The organism is Shewanella sairae (assembly GCF_023283535.1).
Lineage (GTDB): Bacteria > Pseudomonadota > Gammaproteobacteria > Enterobacterales > Shewanellaceae > Shewanella > Shewanella sairae.
Genome location: NZ_JAKILT010000016.1, coordinates 1 through 20,316 on the forward strand (window position 1 = coordinate 1; position 20,316 = coordinate 20,316).

The 20,316-nt window shown below is 42.2% G+C and carries 17 protein-coding genes and 1 pseudogene; 6 read left to right on the top strand and 12 right to left on the bottom strand.

Going from position 1 to position 20,316, the window contains the following annotated elements; translation table 11 throughout:
• Positions 1-496 precede the first annotated feature (496 nt).
• From L2748_RS08820 to gapS4b, 4 genes are all read left to right on the top strand, one after another.
• On the top strand, positions 497-772 hold the full coding sequence (locus L2748_RS08820) for a hypothetical protein (protein WP_220783535.1): 276 nt from the start codon (positions 497-499) through the stop codon (positions 770-772).
• A 136-nt stretch (positions 773-908) separates the two neighbouring features.
• On the top strand, positions 909-1,790 hold the full coding sequence (locus L2748_RS08825; RefSeq protein ID WP_220783534.1) for an NAD-dependent epimerase/dehydratase family protein: 882 nt from the start codon (positions 909-911) through the stop codon (positions 1,788-1,790).
• A gap of 1,027 nt (positions 1,791-2,817) precedes the next feature.
• Positions 2,818-3,771: a GapS4a family protein gene (gene gapS4a, locus L2748_RS08830; protein WP_248957684.1), complete on the top strand. Its 954-nt coding sequence runs from the start codon at positions 2,818-2,820 to the stop codon at positions 3,769-3,771.
• On the top strand, positions 3,764-4,660 hold the full coding sequence (gene gapS4b, locus L2748_RS08835) for a GapS4b family protein (RefSeq protein WP_248957685.1): 897 nt from the start codon (positions 3,764-3,766) through the stop codon (positions 4,658-4,660). The genes gapS4a and gapS4b overlap by 8 nt, the downstream gene beginning before the upstream one ends.
• Before the next feature lie 371 nt (positions 4,661-5,031).
• Here gapS4b and L2748_RS08840 read toward each other — a convergent pair whose 3' ends face one another.
• Positions 5,032-6,570, bottom strand: coding sequence for a DUF3612 domain-containing protein (locus tag L2748_RS08840; RefSeq protein ID WP_220783246.1), 1,539 nt, complete (start codon positions 6,568-6,570; stop codon positions 5,032-5,034).
• A gap of 152 nt (positions 6,571-6,722) precedes the next feature.
• On the opposite strand from L2748_RS08840, the gene L2748_RS08845 reads away from it, so the two are divergent.
• Entirely contained in the window at positions 6,723-7,232 is a 510-nt protein-coding gene (locus L2748_RS08845) for an aldolase/citrate lyase/malate synthase family protein (RefSeq protein ID WP_220783245.1), read from the top strand.
• 298 nt (positions 7,233-7,530) lie between these two features.
• Positions 7,531-8,748 (top strand): RsmB/NOP family class I SAM-dependent RNA methyltransferase, encoded by a 1,218-nt coding sequence (locus L2748_RS08850; protein WP_220783244.1) that lies wholly within the window; start codon positions 7,531-7,533, stop codon positions 8,746-8,748.
• A gap of 134 nt (positions 8,749-8,882) precedes the next feature.
• Here the strand turns inward: L2748_RS08850 and L2748_RS08855 are convergent, their stop codons facing one another.
• The 11 genes and pseudogenes from L2748_RS08855 to hyaB form a co-directional block, all read right to left on the bottom strand.
• Complete coding sequence (locus L2748_RS08855; RefSeq protein ID WP_220783243.1) at positions 8,883-9,299, bottom strand: secondary thiamine-phosphate synthase enzyme YjbQ; 417 nt, start codon at positions 9,297-9,299, stop codon at positions 8,883-8,885.
• A gap of 134 nt (positions 9,300-9,433) precedes the next feature.
• The gene (locus L2748_RS08860) at positions 9,434-9,781 is read right to left on the bottom strand and encodes a hydrogenase maturation nickel metallochaperone HypA/HybF (RefSeq protein WP_220783242.1); all 348 of its coding nucleotides are present in this window, start codon (positions 9,779-9,781) and stop codon (positions 9,434-9,436) included.
• A complete protein-coding gene (gene hypE, locus L2748_RS08865) occupies positions 9,781-10,797 on the bottom strand; it encodes a hydrogenase expression/formation protein HypE (protein WP_220783241.1) in 1,017 nt (338 codons plus the stop codon). Before hypE ends, L2748_RS08860 begins: the two co-directional genes overlap by 1 nt.
• The gene (gene hypD / locus L2748_RS08870; protein ID WP_220783240.1) at positions 10,794-11,912 is read right to left on the bottom strand and encodes a hydrogenase formation protein HypD; all 1,119 of its coding nucleotides are present in this window, start codon (positions 11,910-11,912) and stop codon (positions 10,794-10,796) included. The genes hypE and hypD overlap by 4 nt, the downstream gene beginning before the upstream one ends.
• Positions 11,912-12,160, bottom strand: coding sequence for a HypC/HybG/HupF family hydrogenase formation chaperone (locus L2748_RS08875; protein WP_220783239.1), 249 nt, complete (start codon positions 12,158-12,160; stop codon positions 11,912-11,914). The genes hypD and L2748_RS08875 overlap by 1 nt, the downstream gene beginning before the upstream one ends.
• Positions 12,160-12,981, bottom strand: coding sequence for a hydrogenase nickel incorporation protein HypB (hypB, locus tag L2748_RS08880; RefSeq protein ID WP_248957686.1), 822 nt, complete (start codon positions 12,979-12,981; stop codon positions 12,160-12,162). The genes L2748_RS08875 and hypB overlap by 1 nt, the downstream gene beginning before the upstream one ends.
• 118 nt (positions 12,982-13,099) lie before the next feature.
• Positions 13,100-15,586: pseudogene (gene hypF, locus L2748_RS08885) on the bottom strand (carbamoyltransferase HypF).
• Positions 15,587-17,374 carry a Kae1-like domain-containing protein gene (locus tag L2748_RS08890; protein ID WP_220783233.1) on the bottom strand — a complete coding sequence of 596 codons (1,788 nt, stop codon included), beginning with the start codon at positions 17,372-17,374 and terminating at the stop codon, positions 15,587-15,589.
• Complete coding sequence (locus L2748_RS08895; protein WP_220783234.1) at positions 17,361-17,918, bottom strand: HyaD/HybD family hydrogenase maturation endopeptidase; 558 nt, start codon at positions 17,916-17,918, stop codon at positions 17,361-17,363. Before L2748_RS08895 ends, L2748_RS08890 begins: the two co-directional genes overlap by 14 nt.
• A gap of 9 nt (positions 17,919-17,927) precedes the next feature.
• On the bottom strand, positions 17,928-18,596 hold the full coding sequence (gene cybH / locus L2748_RS08900) for a Ni/Fe-hydrogenase, b-type cytochrome subunit (RefSeq protein WP_220783235.1): 669 nt from the start codon (positions 18,594-18,596) through the stop codon (positions 17,928-17,930).
• Positions 18,597-18,610: 14 nt separating this feature from the next.
• Positions 18,611-20,314 carry a nickel-dependent hydrogenase large subunit gene (hyaB, locus tag L2748_RS08905; RefSeq protein WP_220783236.1) on the bottom strand — a complete coding sequence of 568 codons (1,704 nt, stop codon included), beginning with the start codon at positions 20,312-20,314 and terminating at the stop codon, positions 18,611-18,613.
• Positions 20,315-20,316 lie beyond the last annotated feature (2 nt).

The following is a 20,316-nucleotide window of genomic DNA, read 5'->3' on the forward strand; positions in this document are numbered from 1 at the left end:
TTTGATTTACGGGTCATTTGTTCACCTTGTGTTTAGATGGGGATTATACCCCTTACATCTTGGTGTCCAAATTCACTATGCCACTACAATCGGCTACTCTGAACAGTGCATTAATGTTGAAGGTATCGCCTATGGCGTTGCTGTAAATGAATAAGCCGCCATCTCCTTAAAGCTTTTGCATCGCGTTTTTGTAAATATTTTATTGGTAAACGTCTTTTCTAACGCAGTTACCTTATAAATTATGCCAGTCCTATCTTTTGATGTATGAAATAGCAACTACTTATCATACCGTTAGACTTCCACTTTGATCTTACAAGAGACCCGATAAATCTTCTGCTTTATTCTACGGGAGACAATATTTAACCTTTCTGTTTACATCAGCATATTTACCTATTTACATCAATGTTTTACGTTGCTAGTTTTGACGTAAATTAATAAAGAGCAGGGATTTATCCGAGACGCAGGATAATAAGCTGTTATAAGGTTAGGTAAAATTATGAGTCGACGAAGTATAGACACTAAATGTTTACAGCAATTGGAAGCTCTTGGCTTACCAATTCAGGTGGATGTCATCGATGACAATAACGCTTTAGTGACTTCAGCAGTGATAAGAATAGATGGCACAGTTATGGATCTAGCAACTTCAACCATATATAACCATCCTAGTCATCTTAGGCAACTCTTAGTAAAAAAAGAAACGGGCACCTACAGATATTTCGTATATAAAGGTAAAACCCTTGATGAGCATAAAGTCGGCCGAGCCCACTTATAACAAGTGAGTGCACTGGGCTAAATGCCGGCTCACCTTTTAGCATGGCTTCGCTATTATTTGGCAAAATTCTCTGCTCCGATTTAGCCCGTGTTCAAGGCGTTACTGCTTTGACGTCAATAATTAGTAAGGTGTCGTAATGAGAATATTGGTAACAGGCTCTGCGGGTAGGGTCGGGCGTGCAATCTATATAAAATTGATGCGAACACATGATGTTGTCGGCATTGATAAAACGCCTTGCTCAACAGCCGATTATATAGGTGATATTCGTGATAGTGCTTTGATTGAGGAGGTTCTTGAAGATATTGATGTCATAGTGCATACAGCGGCTCTTCATGCTCCGCACGTTGGTTTAGTGCCTGATTCAGACTTTCAATCTATCAACGTGGATGCGACTGAGAAATTGGTATTAGCTGGCATAAAAGCGGGTATTAAGCACTTTGTTTTTACCAGTACAACTGCGTTGTACGGTTATGCTTCGACGCCTAAAAATACTGCTGGATGGATTAATGAGGAAGTCACTCCTCAACCTAAATCGATTTATCATACAAGTAAAATTGCGGCTGAAACTAAGCTAGAAGAAATTTCAAACCTGTTTCAGCTGCCAGTGACTGTTCTGCAAATGTCGAGATGTTTTCCTGAACCAGCGGATTTAATGGCAGTATTTCGCCTGACTCGCGGCATTGATGCTCGCGATGTGGCAAATGCTCATTTATGTGCAGTGGAAAAACGCTTAAGCGGGTTTAATCGTTTTATAATCTCAGGTGCAACACCTTTTCATCTTTCTGATTGTGAAGCGCTATATACAGAAGCTGGAGCTGTCATCAAGCGTCAATGCCCTGAAATCGCGCTGGCATTTCAACAAAGAAGTTGGCAATTACTTCAAAGCTTAGATCGCGTATATGATTCGTCGTCGGCACGTGAGAAATTAGGTTGGTCGCCTATTTATGGTTTTGAAAGCGTGTTGGAAATGCTTGATACTGAAACTGCTGAAGTATTGCCCATTTTGAAACGTACATGAGATCCGGGATAAAGAGGTCGGAGGGCATTAGATAAATTGCGGTACTTTGTGCCATCTAAGCCACTACCGATAGACCTGATACGCTAACTGATTTCTGCCCCAAAGTGAGATAGCTTTTGAATGAAGGCTGATTACATTTTTTGTTCGGTGTTATATGGCTGTTAGTGTTAAATTGATGCTCTAGAGTTATTAATCGCTTGCCGCGGGCGCATGTGCAGACACTGCCGTGACACGCAGCAAGTCCATCCTTGGAAGCTCGGCCATGACGTCCTTGTCATGGACGGTCACGGCCGTATCTACACTTGATAATTGGAGTAATCATTAGGTTGGAGGGTTTGGTTTCTAACTAGGAAATGCCCCAAAGTGACTTAGCTTTGGAATGAAGCTTGATTACATTTTTTGGGGGAGCGCTATTTGATAGCAAGTTATGAGCTCTGCTTCATAGCTATAAATCGCCTGCAGCGGGTGCTGGACAGGATGTCCGAATGTCGTGAACACATGGATGTGAAGGAGCGACCTAATGTGCAGATACTGCTGCGAGACGCTGTGAATATGTCCCTATACGCTCTGCGGTTTCATCCCTGAAACCGAAGCCCGCAGCCGTATCTGCACTCGGTTAGCCAAGCTAATTCTGGTGATTCGGAGTAATGCCTATAAGGCTAGTTCATTATCCATATCTATCGCTTATTCGCTCCGACCCCTTTATGTTTTCTGATCGTGATAGCGTAGCTTATGCTGCAAGCATTGGGCTTTTTAGATGAGATGGGAAGTGCCAAGTTCAATACTTCGCTCAACTGCGCGTTGAATAAAATAATTATGGATGTCTTCGTTATTCGAACCGCGGAATTGCTTTCAAAAACCACAAAGAAATGAGAGATTAGTCGCTTTACATCAATAAGTTACATTGATATGTTATATCAAAATTTTTTATAGGCCTATATTTATCAGATATGCTCGATAATAAGCTGTTATAAGCACCGCAGTAATCACTTAACTGTAATCTATGTTAACTATAAAAAGGATATGTATGGGCGAGTTATCAAGAAAAATTGGCGAAAAAGGGGAAAAGTTAGTCTGTGAGTTTCTATCTATTATTGGGTGGGAAGATTTTCAAGATGATGAGTCAATCTTTTGCCATTCTCCCACAAATCACAAACGTCCAAGTGCAAAAAAAGATAGAACTACGCATGGCATAGATGCATTTTTTTCGTCAAGATCTCAGCTACAAGACTTCACTCTTGAAAATATTATAATATCAGTAAAATATACACAAAGTGCCTATCCTGCTAATCCATCTACGAAATTTAAAGAACATTTAAAGGACCTAGCAGAAACTGTAGAATGTTTTATGAAATCTGACCTTCGAGCACAAAATAATGACGATTATGAAATGTCAGGTATTAATGGAGCTAATGACACTGGGGTCCTTTTTTGGTTATCGAACCATAAAGAATCAGAACAAGATATTGTCAGTAAAGTTTGCAATATTAACCTCGATAAGAGTTTAAGCTTTTCGGCTATTCATGTAGTTGATAATAGTAGAGCAGCATTTATATATAATTCCATCAGTTATATACGTAATAACTTTAACGAATATGATTACTACTTTCACTATGCGTTCAGTTCATCGAATTACAAAGATCCTGATATAGAGAAATATGGTAACATTCTTCCTGTTGAGTACCTTACCTCCAATATCATTCCCTTTAGACTTATAAATAAATCGAATCAAAAGGTTTCTTTTTGCCTAACTAGTAGAGAAGATTTCTCAGAAGAAACAATTAATCGATTATTATATCTTGCAAGTGATGTATCTCAGGACTTTACTGGGGAGTTTATATTTCTCTTCCCTGAATACGATGTGCTAGAACATGAGCCTATATTGAGAAAAGCTAAACGGTTGAAAAATGATAAACGTAAATCATTAAATATCATAGTGAAGTCTTATAGTAATGATTTTAGGAATTTGATAAATGAATAAAAAATACTTATTACCGTATGGGGATGCTCTAAGAGAATTCTTAAATGATTCTGGAATTGTTAAATCTGATCTAAGAGCGATAGTCCGCAGGCGTGGTATTTTTGTTGCCGTTGAAGAAAAAACATCGTATGTCCCGATCTTAGTCCGCACTGGCATCACTCCGTTAGAACTGAACGAGCTGAATGAAAATTTAAAAGTTAGAGAAGCAAACCCTAAGCGACAAACACAATCAATAAAATGTGAAGTTGATAGTGCAAATTTAATGACAGCAATTCCTGCTGGCTACAAAATAAATGATGTGGTTAAAAAAGAATTTTCAAATTATAAATTATTAGGAAACCCAAGTTTTAAAAGTATTGATAATGATTTAAATAATATTGAATTAGACTTTAGTGTTGAACGCTATGATTACACTCAAAGTTGGAATAAAAACACTTCTCAGTTTAGCGGTAAAGTAAAATTTAGAAAAAAAGATGAAACTTTAGATATTAATATAAGTCTTTCACATACATCAGAGGAAACTAAAGAGGTTGCAAATAAAATCGCAGCAGATGTTATCAAGAAGCTAAAAGAAGCTGGTTGTGTGAAAAGCTCTGAAAAAACTAAAAAAATTCGTTTTAATGATTTTACTAATAAAAAACGAGTTAAATTTCTTCAAGAGTTGAGTCAAAAGCAATTAAATAATGAATTGTATTTTAAAGATACTAAAGATATTGGTTTTTGCCCTGATGCATCAATGGATTTTCCTGATGAAATATCTTGGATGCAGGAGAAAGTAAGGAACTTGGTAATTCAAGGGAGTAAGTTACACTCAACTTTTTTTCATAAAAAACAAAGAACTACATCAACATATTCAGATGCACAAAATAGAAGCATCTTATACATTTGATTTTAGTGATTACAGCGGTACATGTAGTATTTCTTTTGAGTTTCCTGATTTCATTACTAAGGATTCATCTGATGCTGAACTTTTGATACGTGTAAATGGAGTAAGATATAAAGAAAACAAAACGAGTATAACTCAAAGTAAAATGAAAGAAATATTATTGAGTCAGCTTGAAGAGTCAAAACTAGCTTTATACAAAGTACACTCTCATTAACGTGCTTATAATCGGGTAGCCGGAGGTATCTAGCCTCCAGCCCTTACAGAGCCAAAATGCTGCTCCGCACAGGGCGGTTGATTTTGCACGCCTAACTTTTACTCTCAGCGGTGTTTTTCAAGGTCGTTGGCACTCTTGCTAATCAGTGAGCTTGAACTCGCTATTGCTCCTCATTGCATAAGGCGCGGCCAGCTTGGTAACAACTGGGTTGCCTTGGGCAGACGGCACCGCGAGCACAAATAAGCCGAGCGTCATTTTCTATGCCGCGTTCAATCCAATTAATATTGAGAATTTTCGCTACACTCATAAGGTTTTTCTTAACATGCGTAGGCATAGTCACAGAGCCACTATTGGTGGCGCATGACTGTTTTAAATCCGCTGCAATCGCCGCTGCGTCGCCGCCTTGGGCATCAATCGCTGGATTTAAATCGATTCCGGCACAAAGCACGTGATTATTGCCCGCCATGTCTTCTACTTTAATCGACTCACAACAATAGATCCTTGGCTCATCAGCGACATCCAAAATGGATATTTGCGCTGAGGTACCGACCTTAGGCTCATTAATCATTCTAAATACTGCCCAGTGCTGACAAGGATCTTCTACTATGCGCATATTTCCCCAAGGTAGTGGAATACCATTACCACGATAAACGGCTTTTAGTTTGCCAGGGGCATAGGCATCAAAGTAGTGCCAATGGGGGTAGGGAGAGACAACCGTCATACGCCGCATTGCAACGGAGGCCGAAACCCCAATGGTTTTACTGACGTTAATTTCATAACCGTGACGGTCAAGTAATTGCCGATAGGCCACTTTAGGGCACAGCAATGCACCGGCAAAAAAGCTCGATTCGAAATCTCGCCATGCATGTAAAATATCTTGCGCATTTAGGGTTGAGGAAGCCGGTGCAGCGTTATCGTCATGGGAGGCTGTATGGCGGCGACCAGCAGTTAATACGCACTTAAGCCCATCTTTGTTGTGTAAAACACAGTGACCAATATGCACCGCTAAATCATACTTTAGCCGAGTGGGGTAGGACTTAAGCATTTTATTTAAATAAATGGTTGATGGTGGCTCAAAAAATGAAGTCACCACATGGGCTGTACTGACGCCCATCTCATCGACCACTTCTTGCGGGGTTTTATCAACCCACTTAAGTTTTAGTCCGAGTGATTTAGCAATATCTTTTAAATCGTCGAGGGCTAAAGGCAAACGTTTGTGACCGACTTCTTCAGCTGCACGCTCAAGATCGGGAAAGTGGTTTTGATGATGCTCTTGGTGAGCGCGAATCAGTAAATGGGCAAACTCTCTTCCCGTGGTGCCGGTTTGCGATAACATTTCTGGGATCGCTATCTGCAAAATATCGTTAGAAAATAAGAAGCTAGGCTCTAACGCCATGCCGCTAATACCACCGCGGCGGCCTTTCTCTGGTGTGATGGCATCGCCTTCGGGAACATCATCTAAAAACCAATCGACTTCCTTTTGAAACACGGCAGCAATTACGGCGAGCATGCCCGCACTTGGAACGCGTTTGCCGCGCTCAATCATAGATAAATAGGAAACCGATGGCGCGGATTCTGGATCAACCCGTACGCATCTCGCAGAAAGATCTTCCATTGTGAGATGGTTACGTTTACGCAGGTTTCTAATCTTAGTCCCTAAGAAATGTGACTTTCTGATCAAGCTCTGATTATTTTTCATCTTGTAAAATTCACAATGTAAAATTTTTATTGTGAAATTGTAATGAAAATTGCACTAGACTACAAATCAAGCAATCAGAAAACGGAAATAATTTTGGTTGCGATGTGAACAAGCAATAGCTGAACCGAAATCGACAGTAAGAGGACAGGGCCATGGAACTATCAACAATCAATAGTACTCAAGTAAATCTAAATAATAACTTTATTGGTGCCGATCTTGTTGATGTGAATGTTGCCCTAAAGGCAACTAAAGACACAACGGCCCCTTGTGCAAAAGCATTTTTAGACGCTAAGTTTCCCCTCGCAAATGGCTCGCATAAAGATGCATGCAGCTATGTAGTGTATTACCAGCAACTGCTTATCTTTATGGCTGATGGTACGCAAACGGGATTACGTACGCCTAAGCAATTTGTGGCGCTGAATGGGCATAAGAGTGAGCCAACGGCGATTTTGCTTAAAGATAATGGTACTCATGTCGAGCTAACTTTTGAACGTAATAAACAAAATGACTGCCAGGACTTGGCTAATATTAAAGATATTCAGCTAGAAGGGCATGAATATTGGATTAGTTTAATCGATATTGAGCGTTCAGTGATTGCGAGTTCGATGCAAGATCAAGTGTTTACCGCCAAAGATGGCAGTGACTATTTATTGAAGGATTAAAAGCTTATTAAAGGAATACAAGCGAGTCTATCGCTATCCTAATGATTAAATACCGCAATCAATTGCGGTATTTTTTATTGTGGTGATGAGTCCGTGGTTCGATATCCCATGGCATTTATTGAGCTTGATTGCCCCTCTCAGTAAGCGATCCTTTCAGCCACTCATTTAGCTTTGCGCCTGTTTACTGGAAGTAAGTCAATTTAATACTGAATTCTTACGGTATTTAGTCGGGCTAAGCTTGCGTATTGACGGCTTTACTCCTATGATCGCAGCGTTTTCTAATCAGAGTAATTTTTTAATGTTGAAATCTTCGCTATCTCCTAGCTCTAACGAACTAGTGATCAGTATTCTTGATCTTGTTTTATCTGAGGGTAAGCCGTTAGATCGTGCTTATTCACAACACTTTTCGGGACTAAAACTAGAGCCGAAAGAACAAGGTCGCATCACATTTGTAGTGGGTGATATTTTACGAAGATTGAACCTTTACTGTTTCCTATCTGATGTTAAGCCTGAAGAAATGGCACGTTTAGGCACGCGTTTGCTTAACGTCTGGCACCTATTCAACAATTTACCGCTACCGAAAATGCAGTATGCGCTGCAAGTGAATGAGCAAGAACTCGCAGCTCGTATCGAAGAAGCTAAAGCCCAACCTGTTTTATGGGACGGCTGTCCTGATTGGCTGAACGAAATGGGTCAAGCGCAAATGGGCGATAAGTGGCCTGCAGAACGTGCTGCACTAAATAAGCCAGCAAAACGCTTTTTACGTACCAATATTTTAAAGTGTACCCGTGAAGAGTTAGCAACTGCACTTCGCAAAGAAGGTGTTGAAACTGTTACTGTGCCGGGTGTTGATACTGCGCTTGAAGTGGTTTCAGACTCGGCACTATTTAGAACCGAAACCTTTAAAAAAGGCTGGTTTGAGCAGCAAGATGCAGGTTCTCAACTAGTGGCTTTAGCACTAGACGCAAAACCAGGTATGCGCGTTATTGATGCGTGTGCTGGCGCTGGTGGTAAAACCTTATCTATTTCAGCGCAAATGCAAGGTAAAGGGCGTTTACTTGCGATGGATGTTGAGCAGTGGAAACTTGATAACCTTAAGCAACGTGCTCGCCGTGCCGGTGCACATAACGTTGAAACACGCATTATTGCCAGCAGCAAAACCATTAAGCGCTTAAAGTTAACTTGTGATCGTGTGCTATTAGACGTGCCGTGTTCAGGTTTGGGCGTACTTAAACGTAACCCAGATGCGAAGTGGCGCGATACGCCAGAGCGTTTACCTGTGTTAGTTGAGCTACAAAAGCACATTTTACAAAGCTATAGCCGCATGGTAAAAGTGGGCGGCATGCTAGTTTATGCAACCTGTTCAATTATGCCTGAAGAAAACCGCGATCAGGTTGACGCGTTTTTAGCAGAAAACAAGCATTTTAGATTTATTGAAGATGAAACCATCAGCCCAGCAGAAACAGGCTTTGACGGCTTTTATCTCGCTAAACTAGAGCGAATTGCTGAAGCTTAATGGATTCTGTTTTAATCCACTTAGTTTTAAGCCATTCAGTTTTAGTTTATTCAGTTTAAATCAAAAAAAGAGCACTTAAGGTGCTCTTTTTTTATGTGTTTAGTTAATTAACTTAGATTGAAGCAATTTCTGTTTTACTCGCCATTGATGGTGACAAGAACCCTGCGCTTACCGCCATGATCACGATGCTCGCCTAGATAAATCCCTTGCCAAGTGCCTAAGTTGAACCTGCCGTTAGTAATTGGAATCGTTAAGCTCACACCTATTAAGCTAGATTTTAAATGAGCAGGCATATCGTCATCCCCCTCATAAGTGTGGGTGTAATAGGGCGCTCGTTCTGGTGCTAACCGATTTATGTAGGACTCAAAATCATCCCGTACACTAGGATCTGCGTTTTCATTCAGGCTTAGAGACGCCGATGTATGTTGAAGTAAAATATGTGCTACGCCCACATTTATCTTTGCAATTGAGATTGCTTGCTCAATTTCATCTGTGACTAAATGAAAACCACGGCTTTTAGCTGTTAAGGAAATTGTTTGTTGTAACCACATAATCTTTGCTCATACCGATATATTGCGAGTAATGGTTATGGATTTCTGGCGTTTGGTCAATCCTATTTTTGATCTGCTAGCCTAGCCATAATATTTGCTTATACCGACAGGCATTAACTAAAGCAGGGCATTAACTAAAGCTGTTCAAGCTCAAGTTGCATTAACATCATATCTTCGCCATCGAGTACTTGTGTATTGCTACTCATGCAATGACCGCAGAGTACATTCCGTTGTTTATGCTCGGTCTGTTTACCGCAATCATTGCAGATTATCACTAGATCTTGCAGCTTCATCACTAAATCGGCATCACGACAGATCCCCACGAGTTTAAAGGTATCGAATGCGGTTGCGAGCAAACTCGGTTCAACGCCACTTAATATACCCAATTTAATCTCTACCCGGGTAATTGCCGTGGCATTATTATTTGCTGCAAGTTGCTCACATTGTTCAATTAAAGCGGTCACTATTGAATATTCGTGCACTAACAAATCCTCGGTAATAATTCGCCTTGAGGCACATCTAAATAGCGCTGGCTTCCACATGGGGTTTGTAAAACGACTTTGCCTTGGCGGGTATCTGTCACTTGGCCAATCACTGCTGATTGCTCGCAGTGACAAAAGCGCTGCATGATTTCAAGTGTTGCTTCAACACTGGCATCAGGGACGGCAAGGATAAAGGTACCTTCGTTAGCAAGATCAAATGGCTCGAAGCCATACAATTCACATAGACCTTTTACTGCATCACATACAGGGACAGCGTCTTCAATGACTTCAATACCGACTTCGGATGCACTTGCCCACTCATTGAGCACTGCCGATAATCCGCCTCGGGTTGCGTCACGCATGGCATGAATATCGATATTCGCAGCAATCAGCTGCTCCACAATCGGCCATAGGGTTGCGCAATCACTGGTTAATTCAGACTCAAGGGCTAAGCTTTCACGCGCCATCAAAATAGCCGCGCCGTGACGGCCTACATCGCGGCTGACGATAATCTTATCGCCTAGTTGTAGGTTTTTTACTGAGATCCCAGAGTTTAAAATACGTCCTACACCGGAGGTATTGATAAATACGCCATCGGCGCAGCCTTTTGGTACAACTTTAGTGTCTCCACAGACAATACGAGCAGATGATTTTTTAAGCTCGCTTGCCATGCTGCTAACGATAGTTTTTAAACTTTCGATGGCAAAGCCTTCTTCGATAATAAAGCTGCAACTTAAGTATTGTGGCTCTGCACCCATCATGGCGAGATCATTAACAGTGCCCGCAATTGAAAGCTTACCGATATCGCCACCAGCAAAAAACAGTGGTGCAACGGTAAAAGAGTCGGTAGTAAAGGCTAGATTGCCGTCAAAGTGCAATACTGCAGCATCTTCTTCGCTGCGTAAAATTGGATTATCAAAGGCGTTAAAAAATATCTCTTTAATAAGGCGGTTCATCTCTTTGCCGCCACCGCCATGACTTAATTGCACTTGTTTAGCGTTGTTTTTCTGCATCATGTGACTCCGTTGTAGCGGTAATAAGCGTTACAGGCACCTTCTGAGCTCACCATACAGCTACCTAGCGGTGTTTCTGGGGAGCAACCTCGGCCAAATACTTTACAATCTTTAGGTTTACACAAGCCCCGTAAAATATCGCCGCATTGGCAGGCTTTATGATCGTCTATCTCTTGATGAGGCAGGTCTTGCTTAAAGAGGAGTTCGGCATCTCTGTGGCTAAATTCAGGTTTGAGCATTAATGCTGATTCTGGGATTGGGCCAAGCCCACGCCAGCGAAAAGATGGCCTGACGCTTAAGTAGCGGTCAATCAGTGCTTGCGCGCCTAAGTTACCTTCTTCAGTGACTGAACGGCTATATTGGTTTTCAAGTTTGGCGCTACTAGCCACTTTCTGCTTAACAATCATTAAAATAGACTGCATGACATCAACTGGCTCAAACCCAGAGATCACCACCGGGGTATGATAACGCTCGACCGCACTTCGATACACTTTTGCACCACTAATTACACTGACATGCGCGGGACCGATGAAGGCGTTCACCTTGACCTTTTCATCAGCCATCACTGCATCAATCGCGGGTGGAACTAACACATGGTTAATATGAAAGAACAGGTTATCGATCCCTTGTTGCTCGGCTTGATCGATTAATACCGCCGTCATTGGAGTAGATGTTTCAAAGCCGATAGCAAAGAAAATAACTTGTTTATCAGAGTTTTCTCTGGCAATAGTGAGGGTGTCGAGCGGATCATAGATTGGCCGAATGTCGCAGCCTTTAGCTCTAAACTGCGACAAACTGCCATTTGATCCTGGTACGCGGATCATGTCACCTAGGGTGACTAAAATAGTTTTGGGTCGGTTAGCTAATGCTGCCGCGTGGTCGATTCGTTCTTTAGGCATAATGCAGACAGGGCAACCCGGTCCATGGATAAACTCGATATTGTCTGGTAAAAGCTGCGATAAGCCATATTTCATAATGGTGTGTGTATGTCCGCCACACACTTCCATTATGTTGATTTTATCTGGTAGCTGCTTTGCTAACTGAGCAATTTCGGTGGCTAGTGATTTGATTATGTCTGGATCGCGAAAGCCTTGGTAGAGATCTTTAAGACTAATCATTAGGACTCCCGCTCTTCAGCTTCGAGTTTCTGCACAATTTCTTGATACAAAGCTAGGCTTGCCATAGCATCTTCAGTATCGATTTTGTTCATCACAAATCCAATATGGATTAACACAAAATCACCAATACTTAGTGGCTCAGTCATTAAATGGCTACTGACTTTACGTTTTACGCCCATGGTATCAACGGTTACAGCCTGCTCACTTAAGTGTATTTCGACGACCTGAGAAGGGATTGATAAACACATTAAACACGTGCTCCCATTGTATCGGTCTCTTCATTTTTGATATTTGCGGTTTTAAGGTTGTTGATGTGGTGCAGGCTTTGCGCACTAAGCCAGGTGGTAACTTGTAATAGTGTCTGAGGCTGTTTAACTGAAACTGTCATTAATTCTACATTGGGATTGAGCTTGTGAAGTTGGGCTTTGGCTTCTTCAATACTAAAATCAAAATGTTCAATCAAATCTGCTTTAGTGATCAAGACTAAGTCTGCACGGCGGAACATCACTGGATATTTCTCAATTTTGTCATCCCCTTCAGGGACTGATAGCAAAACAATATTTTTGTGGGTACCTACATCGTAACTGGCAGGGCAGACTAAGTTTCCTACATTTTCTACAAAGCAGATGTCTATAGAGTCAAGGTCGATATGATGTAGCGCACTGTGCACCATAAAGGCATCTAAGTGGCAGGCGGCCCCAGTTTGTATTTGGTAAGCAGCGATGCCTTTGGCTTTTAATCTATCGGCATCTCTTGAGGTTTCTAAGTCACCCTCAATAACCGCATATTTCTGTTGTGTATGTTGATATAAATGCTCAAGTAGGGTGGTTTTACCGCTACCAGGACTGCTCATCAAGTTAAAAGCGGTGATCCCTTTGGCGTTAAAATGGTCGCGGTTGTGTTGGGCTTCTATATCATTTTTATCAAGAATTTTATGTATAACGGAGAGAGTCGTTTTGTCGTTTAATTGAGGGTTACTGGCAACGTTGTCATCGGTTTTTGAATGAGAATGCCCCGATGTTAAAAGGTGATCATGGCGTGTGATCGAACAGCCGCAGTCTTGGCACATAAATAACTCCGTTTATGAAATATGAATTCATTGTCGATCACACTTACGTGGCCGACATTGATGTAAATCAGCTTTGAATCGCTTAACTGGTGATGTATCTCACGTTAACGATTTCGTTTTAAGTAAAAGCGCTTTGAGTCGCTGTCGGTGGATTGTGGATCCCGAACCAGAGTTGACCTAAAGCGATACCGCCATCATTGATTGGGACCTTGTGGCTACTAAGCACTTCATAGCCCTGTTGCTTTAGTTTGTTTTAACAAAGCGATAATAAGTAGTGATTTTGAAACACGCCGCCGCTTAGCACTATTGGATAGGGAACGTGATTTTGCTGGCTCTGTTTAGTTAGCGGCTTAGGGCAATGAAGCGGATTAAGTTGTTTTGCACAATCACACACCATATTGGCTATTGCATCCATAAAGGCTTTAGCAAGTAGTGCGGTGCGTATCTCGGTCAGTGGCTCGGAGACGACGTGATCTACAAGTTGTGCTATTAAATCTGATGCGTCCCAGGCGCTATCTTTTGCTTGCCAATGTAGCGTCATCGATAGTTTGTCGCCGGCGTGGTTAATGTCATTCTCTGTGCTATTTTTGCTGTGATAAAAATTGATGTTATTTTCATTAACAACACGGTTAGCTGCAGTTTCTATCAATATGCCTGCTTGGCCTTCATATTGAATATCCGTTACTAAGCCAAGTAGCACAGCCACGGCATCAAACAATCTACCGACAGAGGAACATTTAATACTGGTGTTATTAGACCATATCGCAGTGAGGTTATTGAGCACGTTTGGATTGATGTTTGCTAACGGGGTCAGTTTTAATCGTGTTAATTCTTGCTTTGAGTATTTTTCAAGTAAAAGGCTAAGTAACACTCGGTAAGGTTGTTTGATTGCTTGCTCACCGCCAATTAATTGAAACGGTTTAATGTGTGCCAAACGTTGGTAATCGTGCACATCACATAAGATGACTTCACCACCCCATAAGGTGTGGTCATCGCCAAGTCCGGTGCCATCAAAACTAAAACCTAGCACAGGTGTGGTCATTTGATTTGCTGCCATCACGCTAAGAATATGGGCGTAATGGTGTTGAACAGAGGTTAAGCGAATAGTCCTAGCTGTTTGCGATTCCGCCTGTTCTACAGCCCATTGACTGGTTATATAGTCAGGGTGCAGATCATGGACAATGTGCTGGCTGGAAAATTGATATAGGCGGGTGAAGGTTTCCAAAGTCTTATGAAAATAATCTTCAGCTTCTACAGAAACAATATCACCAATATAAGGGCTTAGAAAAAGATTGTTCTCTACACCAAAGCAGAGACTATTTTTTTGCTGTGCGCCAATGGCGAGAGTCTGCTGTTTAATGGGATTAGGTGTGTGGATTGACAAAGGCGCGTAACCCCGCGCCAGACGTAAAACTTGTACCTTGTCGTTGATAACCTGTACCACGCTGTCGTCGCAGCCATTTAAAATGATGCGGTCATGGTCGAGTATGTAGTCAACAACATGTCCTAGCTTTGAACTTATCTCCTCACTGTTGATGATTATTGGCTCACCACTTAAATTGGCGCTGGTCATAACAAGTGGACGTTTCAGCGCATCTAACAGTAATTGATGTAATGGCGTATAGGGTAAAAACACCCCAAGCCTATCGATATCAGGAGCAACGAGCGGACTCAGTGAGCCGATGGAACAAGTTTGAATCGCGTTGGGTAAAGACTGTGACGCTGACAATTTTTGCATTATTACGATAGGTCGTTCAGCACTTGCCAGTGTTTGCCATTCGGTTTTATTACCACTAACCAGCTCCGCTGCTATGTCGCTGCTTGCCACCATGACTGCAAAAGGTTTTGCAGGCCTCGCTTTTCGTTGTCTTAGTATTGCTATGGTATCTGTATTGGTTGCATCGCAAACAAGGTGATAGCCACCTAACCCTTTTATCGCGAGGATTTTGCCGGCTTTTAGTTGGTTTACGGCTTGGGTCAATGCGTTATTGTTATTCTCAATAACGGCTAATGTGGGTGTTTTAAAACTAAGTTGTGGCCCGCAACTAGGGCAACTAACAGGTTGGGCATGGTAGCGCCTATCCAAGGGATCACTGTACGCTGCGCTACAAGCATCACACATAGTAAAACTCGCCATGGAGGTGTTTTTTCTATCGTAGGGTAGAGCGTTAATCAAGGTATAGCGTGGTCCACAATTTGTACAATTGGTGAACGGGTATCGATAGTGGCGATTATGCGGATCATTAATCTCTTTGAAGCAATCTGCACAGGTCGACTTATCACTCGATACAGCAACATGGGCTTTGGCATTGGTTTCACTGTGGATGATATTAAATTGGTGACAGTTGTGCTCCGTCGCGATTGTTTGAACGTGTAGATTGTCGATACGAGCAAGCGGCGGGGTATGCTCAATGCTCTTAATGAAGGCGTTTAAGCTGGCTTGATTGCCTTGCACCTCTATGGTTACGCCTTCACTATTATTTAAGACGCTGCCAAAGAGCCGATGCTCAGTTGCTAGGCGATAGATAAACGGCCTAAAACCGACACCTTGAACGATGCCGGTAATTTTTATGCGTTGCCGCATGACTAAGTTATTTAGCGTCATTTAAACGTGCCTACGGCGTTTTAAATATAACGCACCGACAGCAAGGTTGACGCCTTCGAGATCTTGCTCGGGATTACACTCTAGTAAAAAGTTTTTTCCGAGTCGTAGCGATAGTCTTTGCCCTAGTAACTCATTTGCAAAGCCGCTTCCCGATAACAATACCGTTTTAATGCTAATGTTTTGATCTAGATGCTCAATCCAGTTACAGATAAAGTCGGCAAGGGAGTCATGCATCCCAAAAGCCAGCTTTTCAATATTGTCGGCTTCAGCAAGGCGAAAGCTAATAATACTGCCTAATGTTTTGCACCAATTTAAACTGCGGAACGCCTCTCCTCGGGTTAAAGGGAAGTCAATTCTAGGCGCGTTAGCACCTTTGTGGCACATGCCCTTTGCAATGATGTAATCACTTAATTGCTGTTTAGATAGGGCATTGATATTTGGCTTTGCGGTCACGGCGCCCAAGAATATCGCGGCAATGGCCCAAAGGCTTTGTACGTTATTAGTTGGTGACGTTAATTTTAACGATAATAGATTGATGTAATCTTCGGGGAACTGTTGCTTAAATTTCTCGATTAGTGGCTTTTGCGCTGAGAGTTCAAGCTGGTGGACAATCTCATAACCGTTATTGGGTAAAACAGGGAACTCAAAGAACAGGTCGGTGTTTTGTTTTGCATCCAATGTCAGGATCTGATTATTAAATTTGTCACTGAAATAGATGACAGCTTTATGTTTTGGTTTTTTCTGTTTAATACAACTGGCGTGTAATGCGCACGTAGCTGCATCTTTACTTTGTTGTATAAGGTTTGGATCTGGCTGTTGCTTGTCGTGCTCAACTTTGACTTTGATAACATGGTTTTTGCAGTTAGCTAGACAACTTACCTTTCTCATAGAGTCATAAGCGTATTGCTGTGCATTGTCATGTAAAGGTTCTCTGTGTGCAGGGTATCGATGAATACTGTTTGTCACCGCGGTGTTCAACCTTACCCACTGCCCATTGAGCTGCACCATTTGCGGGTTATCGCTATTTTCGACATAAATAAAATCGATACCTTTTTGCCGGAGGATCTCGCAGATCACCAGTAATAACCTAGATTTAGCAAAACAAATTTCATATAAGGCTTGCTCTAGGCGAGGGTGTTTAGCGATAGGGCGTGCGGTAATACGTGGTTTTTCGATACTTGATAAGGCTAACACTTGTTGGTTGGTCACCGAAAAATGCGCATTCAGATTATTCGGGTTACAAATCATTAAACAAGCGCGTTGTTCGGTGTTGTCTTTGGCTATCGGCTTAAAGCTAATATGTTGTTTTATGCCGTTGTGTTCTATGGTTAATTCGCCTAGTTCTTCTAATTGACGAACAAGGTTTTTAATCTCTTGCAGCTTTATTTCTTTAAGCGAAGCAGGCAAGCGAAGGTGCGCGTTGCAACATTGGCAAGGGTAATTAACGTCACCAAAATTCGCTGACTGATTGTCGGCAAATTTTGGCTGGCAATGTTGGCAATATTCTAAATCTAATGCACTTGGCGGTAATAAGGTTTTAGTGCCAGTTATATTTTCGATAGCGCGTATTTGAGGCTGCTCAAGGGAAGTTGACAATAAAAAGTCACTGGCAATGGTATCTGCAAGGTTTTCTAGTTCTGTTTGTTTACCTTGGGCTTCTATAAAGTAAAGGTTGCCTTGTTGACCAATGCAAAGATCAAATTGTTCGCTGTGTAGGTATTGGTTGCAAAGGTGCCCGTAAAAGGGCACTTCTCGATTACAGTTAAACTCAAATCTAATATTCTTCATCTGCAGTAAGGCCACGTTTGTATGAATCGGGAATAAGGCTGTTGATATCGATATGTGCAATACGTTGGTGAGTAAAACCTAAAGAGTCTAAATGGCGTAATAATGTGGTTTCCATTAACGGCACAGCGCTAAGGATTTGTTCGGTTAAACCTAATGTCATGGGCTCAAGAACGGTAGGAGTAATGCCTAGCACAAAAGTTTTAGGGCGGTCGCCTACCATGTCCATCATGATCAAAGTCTGCAGCATCTCAACTTCGTGAGCACTGCCTTGCCAATCAATTTCAGCGGGTGCCTTATCAAAATCAAAGAAATACACTTCGCCTGGTGCTACGCCGTTAGCGTTAACCGTATCGACCACAATTAGGTAGTCATATTGGCAAAGAGTGGGAATTAAACCTTGGGCAAGTGTTCCACCATCTAAAATATCGAGTTGTTCGATAGGATGGTGGAAGCTGTAGTTTTCTTGGATGTAATTGACGAAGTGTACGCCGATGCCCTCATCGGCGTACAGGACATTGCCAATACCAAGTAGCAATACCTTCATGTTTTCCTTTTATTTTTTCTTATGGTAATCGTAGCCTGAGACAATAGAGTCAACAGAGTTGTGCTTAAAGCGAATGCCGGACCAAACAGCCATATAAACGTGGATCACCACGAATATAATAAATACCCAAGTGAGGTAATGATGCCAGATCCGCACTGGTGCTAATCCACCCATCAAAGCCGTTAACCAATTAGCCATTGGCGCTAATAACCCTCCTAGACCTTCGTGATATACATTGGCATATAAGACCAATCCTGTAATACAGATTAATAATGCAACGACAGATATTGCTAAGTAAGTCACGAACTGCAGCGGGCCATATACTCCAGCTTTGTCTAAATGTCCCATCCATAGGTATGATTTAAGCTGAGTTATCCAACTCTTCACACTCATCACATCTTTAAAGGAGCGGCGCTCAATGTCGCTTTTACCAAAAAAGAATAGATAAGCACGTACTATGGTGATCGCTACCAGTAAAAAACCAAAAACTTGATGTGCAGCGCGGATATAGCCCTGTACTAATACATCAGAGTTATCGGGAGCCACTAAAAATGGCCACGATATATAAAACCCTGTGATGATGAGTACCAAAATGGCTAATGCTCTTAGCCAATGGAATATTCTTATCGCTGCACCAAAGATTAGTTCTCTATGGTAGGGCGCAGATTGAGTTGTCATGCTATCCCCCTTGGTTAAAATCCGTTGGGATCAATTTTAAATTCACCTAAGTTTTGGCCTTTGTAATCCATGACGTGTACTGCACATGCCATGCAAGGGTCAAAAGAGTGAATAATGCGGATAACTTCTAAAGGCTTAGTTGGATCTTCAAGTTTCAAACCAATCAGCGATGCTTCATAAGGGCCCATTTTGCCTTGTGCGTCGACAGGTCCAGCATTCCAAGTGGTGGGTACCACTGCTTGATAGTTTTCAACTTTGCCACCTTTGATACGGATCCAATGGCTAAGCATGCCGCGCGGCGCCTCAATCATGGCGTGGCCCACATATTCTTTGCTTGAGTCGATCTCAGGTTTAACGTAGGTCGATTCATCAGACTGCATGTTGGTTAGCATGGCGTCGAAAGTCTTTAGCCCTTCTTCAGCAACAATAACCGTCTGCAGCATACGCGCAGCTGTACGGCCTAAGGTCGTAAACAGTGCTTCAACTGGTAGACCTGTTGCTTCAAGTAAGCCATTGACTGCATCAACGACCACTTGATTGCCACGGGCATAGCTGACTAATAGACACGCTAAAGGACCAACTTCTACAGGTTCTCCGTTGTATCTTGGTGATTTAACCCAAGTGTACTTGCCGTCGCCATCAACGGTAGGCAGCTTGCCGTACACGGTATCGCGCTCAACAAAACCGGTGTAATCAGGGACTGTTGTTCCGTCATAAGGATGCTCTGGTTTATCAGCTTTATACCAAGCGTGGGTCGCATCTTCTGAGATCATATCTGGATCTAAATCAGCTACATTGGCCAAGTCGCCATTCATAATCACGCCTTGATTAAACATGTACTGGTTATCACCGAGTAAGAAGTCGTCACAAGCTAAGAAGTTTTTAATATTGACGCCACCCAATACACTCGGCTCGCTACCAAATGCCGCTGCTGCCATAACAATATCGGCTTTATAAGCGCGAATGATAAAGTCATGCACCATTTCATGCTTTTGCTTCCACTCTTGTAAGCGAGCAGGGCTTAGCATGTCGCGGACAGAGGTTACACCACCCACTACGATTGATTGCGGGTGCGGTGATTTACCACCAAAGATGGCAAGCATCTCTGCGGCGACGCGCTGAACTTCAAGTGCTTTTAGATAATGAGATAGCGCAATGAGGTTTTGTTCCGGTGTGAACTTATAAGTGCCATTGCCCCAATAAGCGTTAGCAAAAGGACCAAGCTTGCCGGTTTCAACTAAGCCTTTAACCCTTTGCTGTACCGCTCTGAGATCGCCTTCACCTGCAGCAATAGGGTTTTCGGTGTACTTCATTGCTTCTTGGGCAGCTAGTGCTGGGTCTGCACTTAACGCTGAAACCACATCTACCCAGTCAAGGCCATGTAAGTGATAGAAATGCACAATATGGTCGTGCATATACAAGGATGTTTGCATCAAGCTACGTAAATATTTTGCGTTAAGTGGAATTTTTACCCCTAACGCATGCTCAACGGCTTCAGTACCGCAGCGGTAGTGAGAATAGGTACAGACACCACAAATACGCTGAACGATTAGCCCGACATCCATAGGTGTACGGCCTTTGAGAATCACTTCAATACCGCGCCATAACGTTGAAGAAGACCATGCTTTTTGAATGACATTATTTTCGTCAACTTCGACTTCTACACGAAGGTGACCTTCAATACGAGTGATAGGATCGATTACTACACGTTTGCTCATGA

Excerpts from the sequence above, each read along its gene's own strand:
- L2748_RS08820 (WP_220783535.1), top strand. The coding sequence starts at position 497 with ATGAGTCGACGAAGTATAGACACTAAATGTTTACAGCAATTGGAAGCT.
- L2748_RS08825 (WP_220783534.1), top strand. The coding sequence starts at position 909 with ATGAGAATATTGGTAACAGGCTCTGCGGGTAGGGTCGGGCGTGCAATC.
- gapS4a (WP_248957684.1), top strand. The coding sequence starts at position 2,818 with ATGGGCGAGTTATCAAGAAAAATTGGCGAAAAAGGGGAAAAGTTAGTC.
- gapS4b (WP_248957685.1), top strand. The coding sequence starts at position 3,764 with ATGAATAAAAAATACTTATTACCGTATGGGGATGCTCTAAGAGAATTC.
- L2748_RS08840 (WP_220783246.1), bottom strand. The coding sequence starts at position 6,570 with ATGAAAAATAATCAGAGCTTGATCAGAAAGTCACATTTCTTAGGGACT.
- L2748_RS08845 (WP_220783245.1), top strand. The coding sequence starts at position 6,723 with ATGGAACTATCAACAATCAATAGTACTCAAGTAAATCTAAATAATAAC.
- L2748_RS08850 (WP_220783244.1), top strand. The coding sequence starts at position 7,531 with ATGTTGAAATCTTCGCTATCTCCTAGCTCTAACGAACTAGTGATCAGT.
- L2748_RS08855 (WP_220783243.1), bottom strand. The coding sequence starts at position 9,299 with ATGTGGTTACAACAAACAATTTCCTTAACAGCTAAAAGCCGTGGTTTT.
- hypE (WP_220783241.1), bottom strand. The coding sequence starts at position 10,797 with ATGATGCAGAAAAACAACGCTAAACAAGTGCAATTAAGTCATGGCGGT.
- hypD (WP_220783240.1), bottom strand. The coding sequence starts at position 11,912 with ATGATTAGTCTTAAAGATCTCTACCAAGGCTTTCGCGATCCAGACATA.
- L2748_RS08875 (WP_220783239.1), bottom strand. The coding sequence starts at position 12,160 with ATGTGTTTATCAATCCCTTCTCAGGTCGTCGAAATACACTTAAGTGAG.
- hypB (WP_248957686.1), bottom strand. The coding sequence starts at position 12,981 with ATGTGCCAAGACTGCGGCTGTTCGATCACACGCCATGATCACCTTTTA.
- L2748_RS08890 (WP_220783233.1), bottom strand. The coding sequence starts at position 17,374 with ATGAAGAATATTAGATTTGAGTTTAACTGTAATCGAGAAGTGCCCTTT.
- L2748_RS08895 (WP_220783234.1), bottom strand. The coding sequence starts at position 17,918 with ATGAAGGTATTGCTACTTGGTATTGGCAATGTCCTGTACGCCGATGAG.
- cybH (WP_220783235.1), bottom strand. The coding sequence starts at position 18,596 with ATGACAACTCAATCTGCGCCCTACCATAGAGAACTAATCTTTGGTGCA.
- hyaB (WP_220783236.1), bottom strand. The coding sequence starts at position 20,314 with ATGAGCAAACGTGTAGTAATCGATCCTATCACTCGTATTGAAGGTCAC.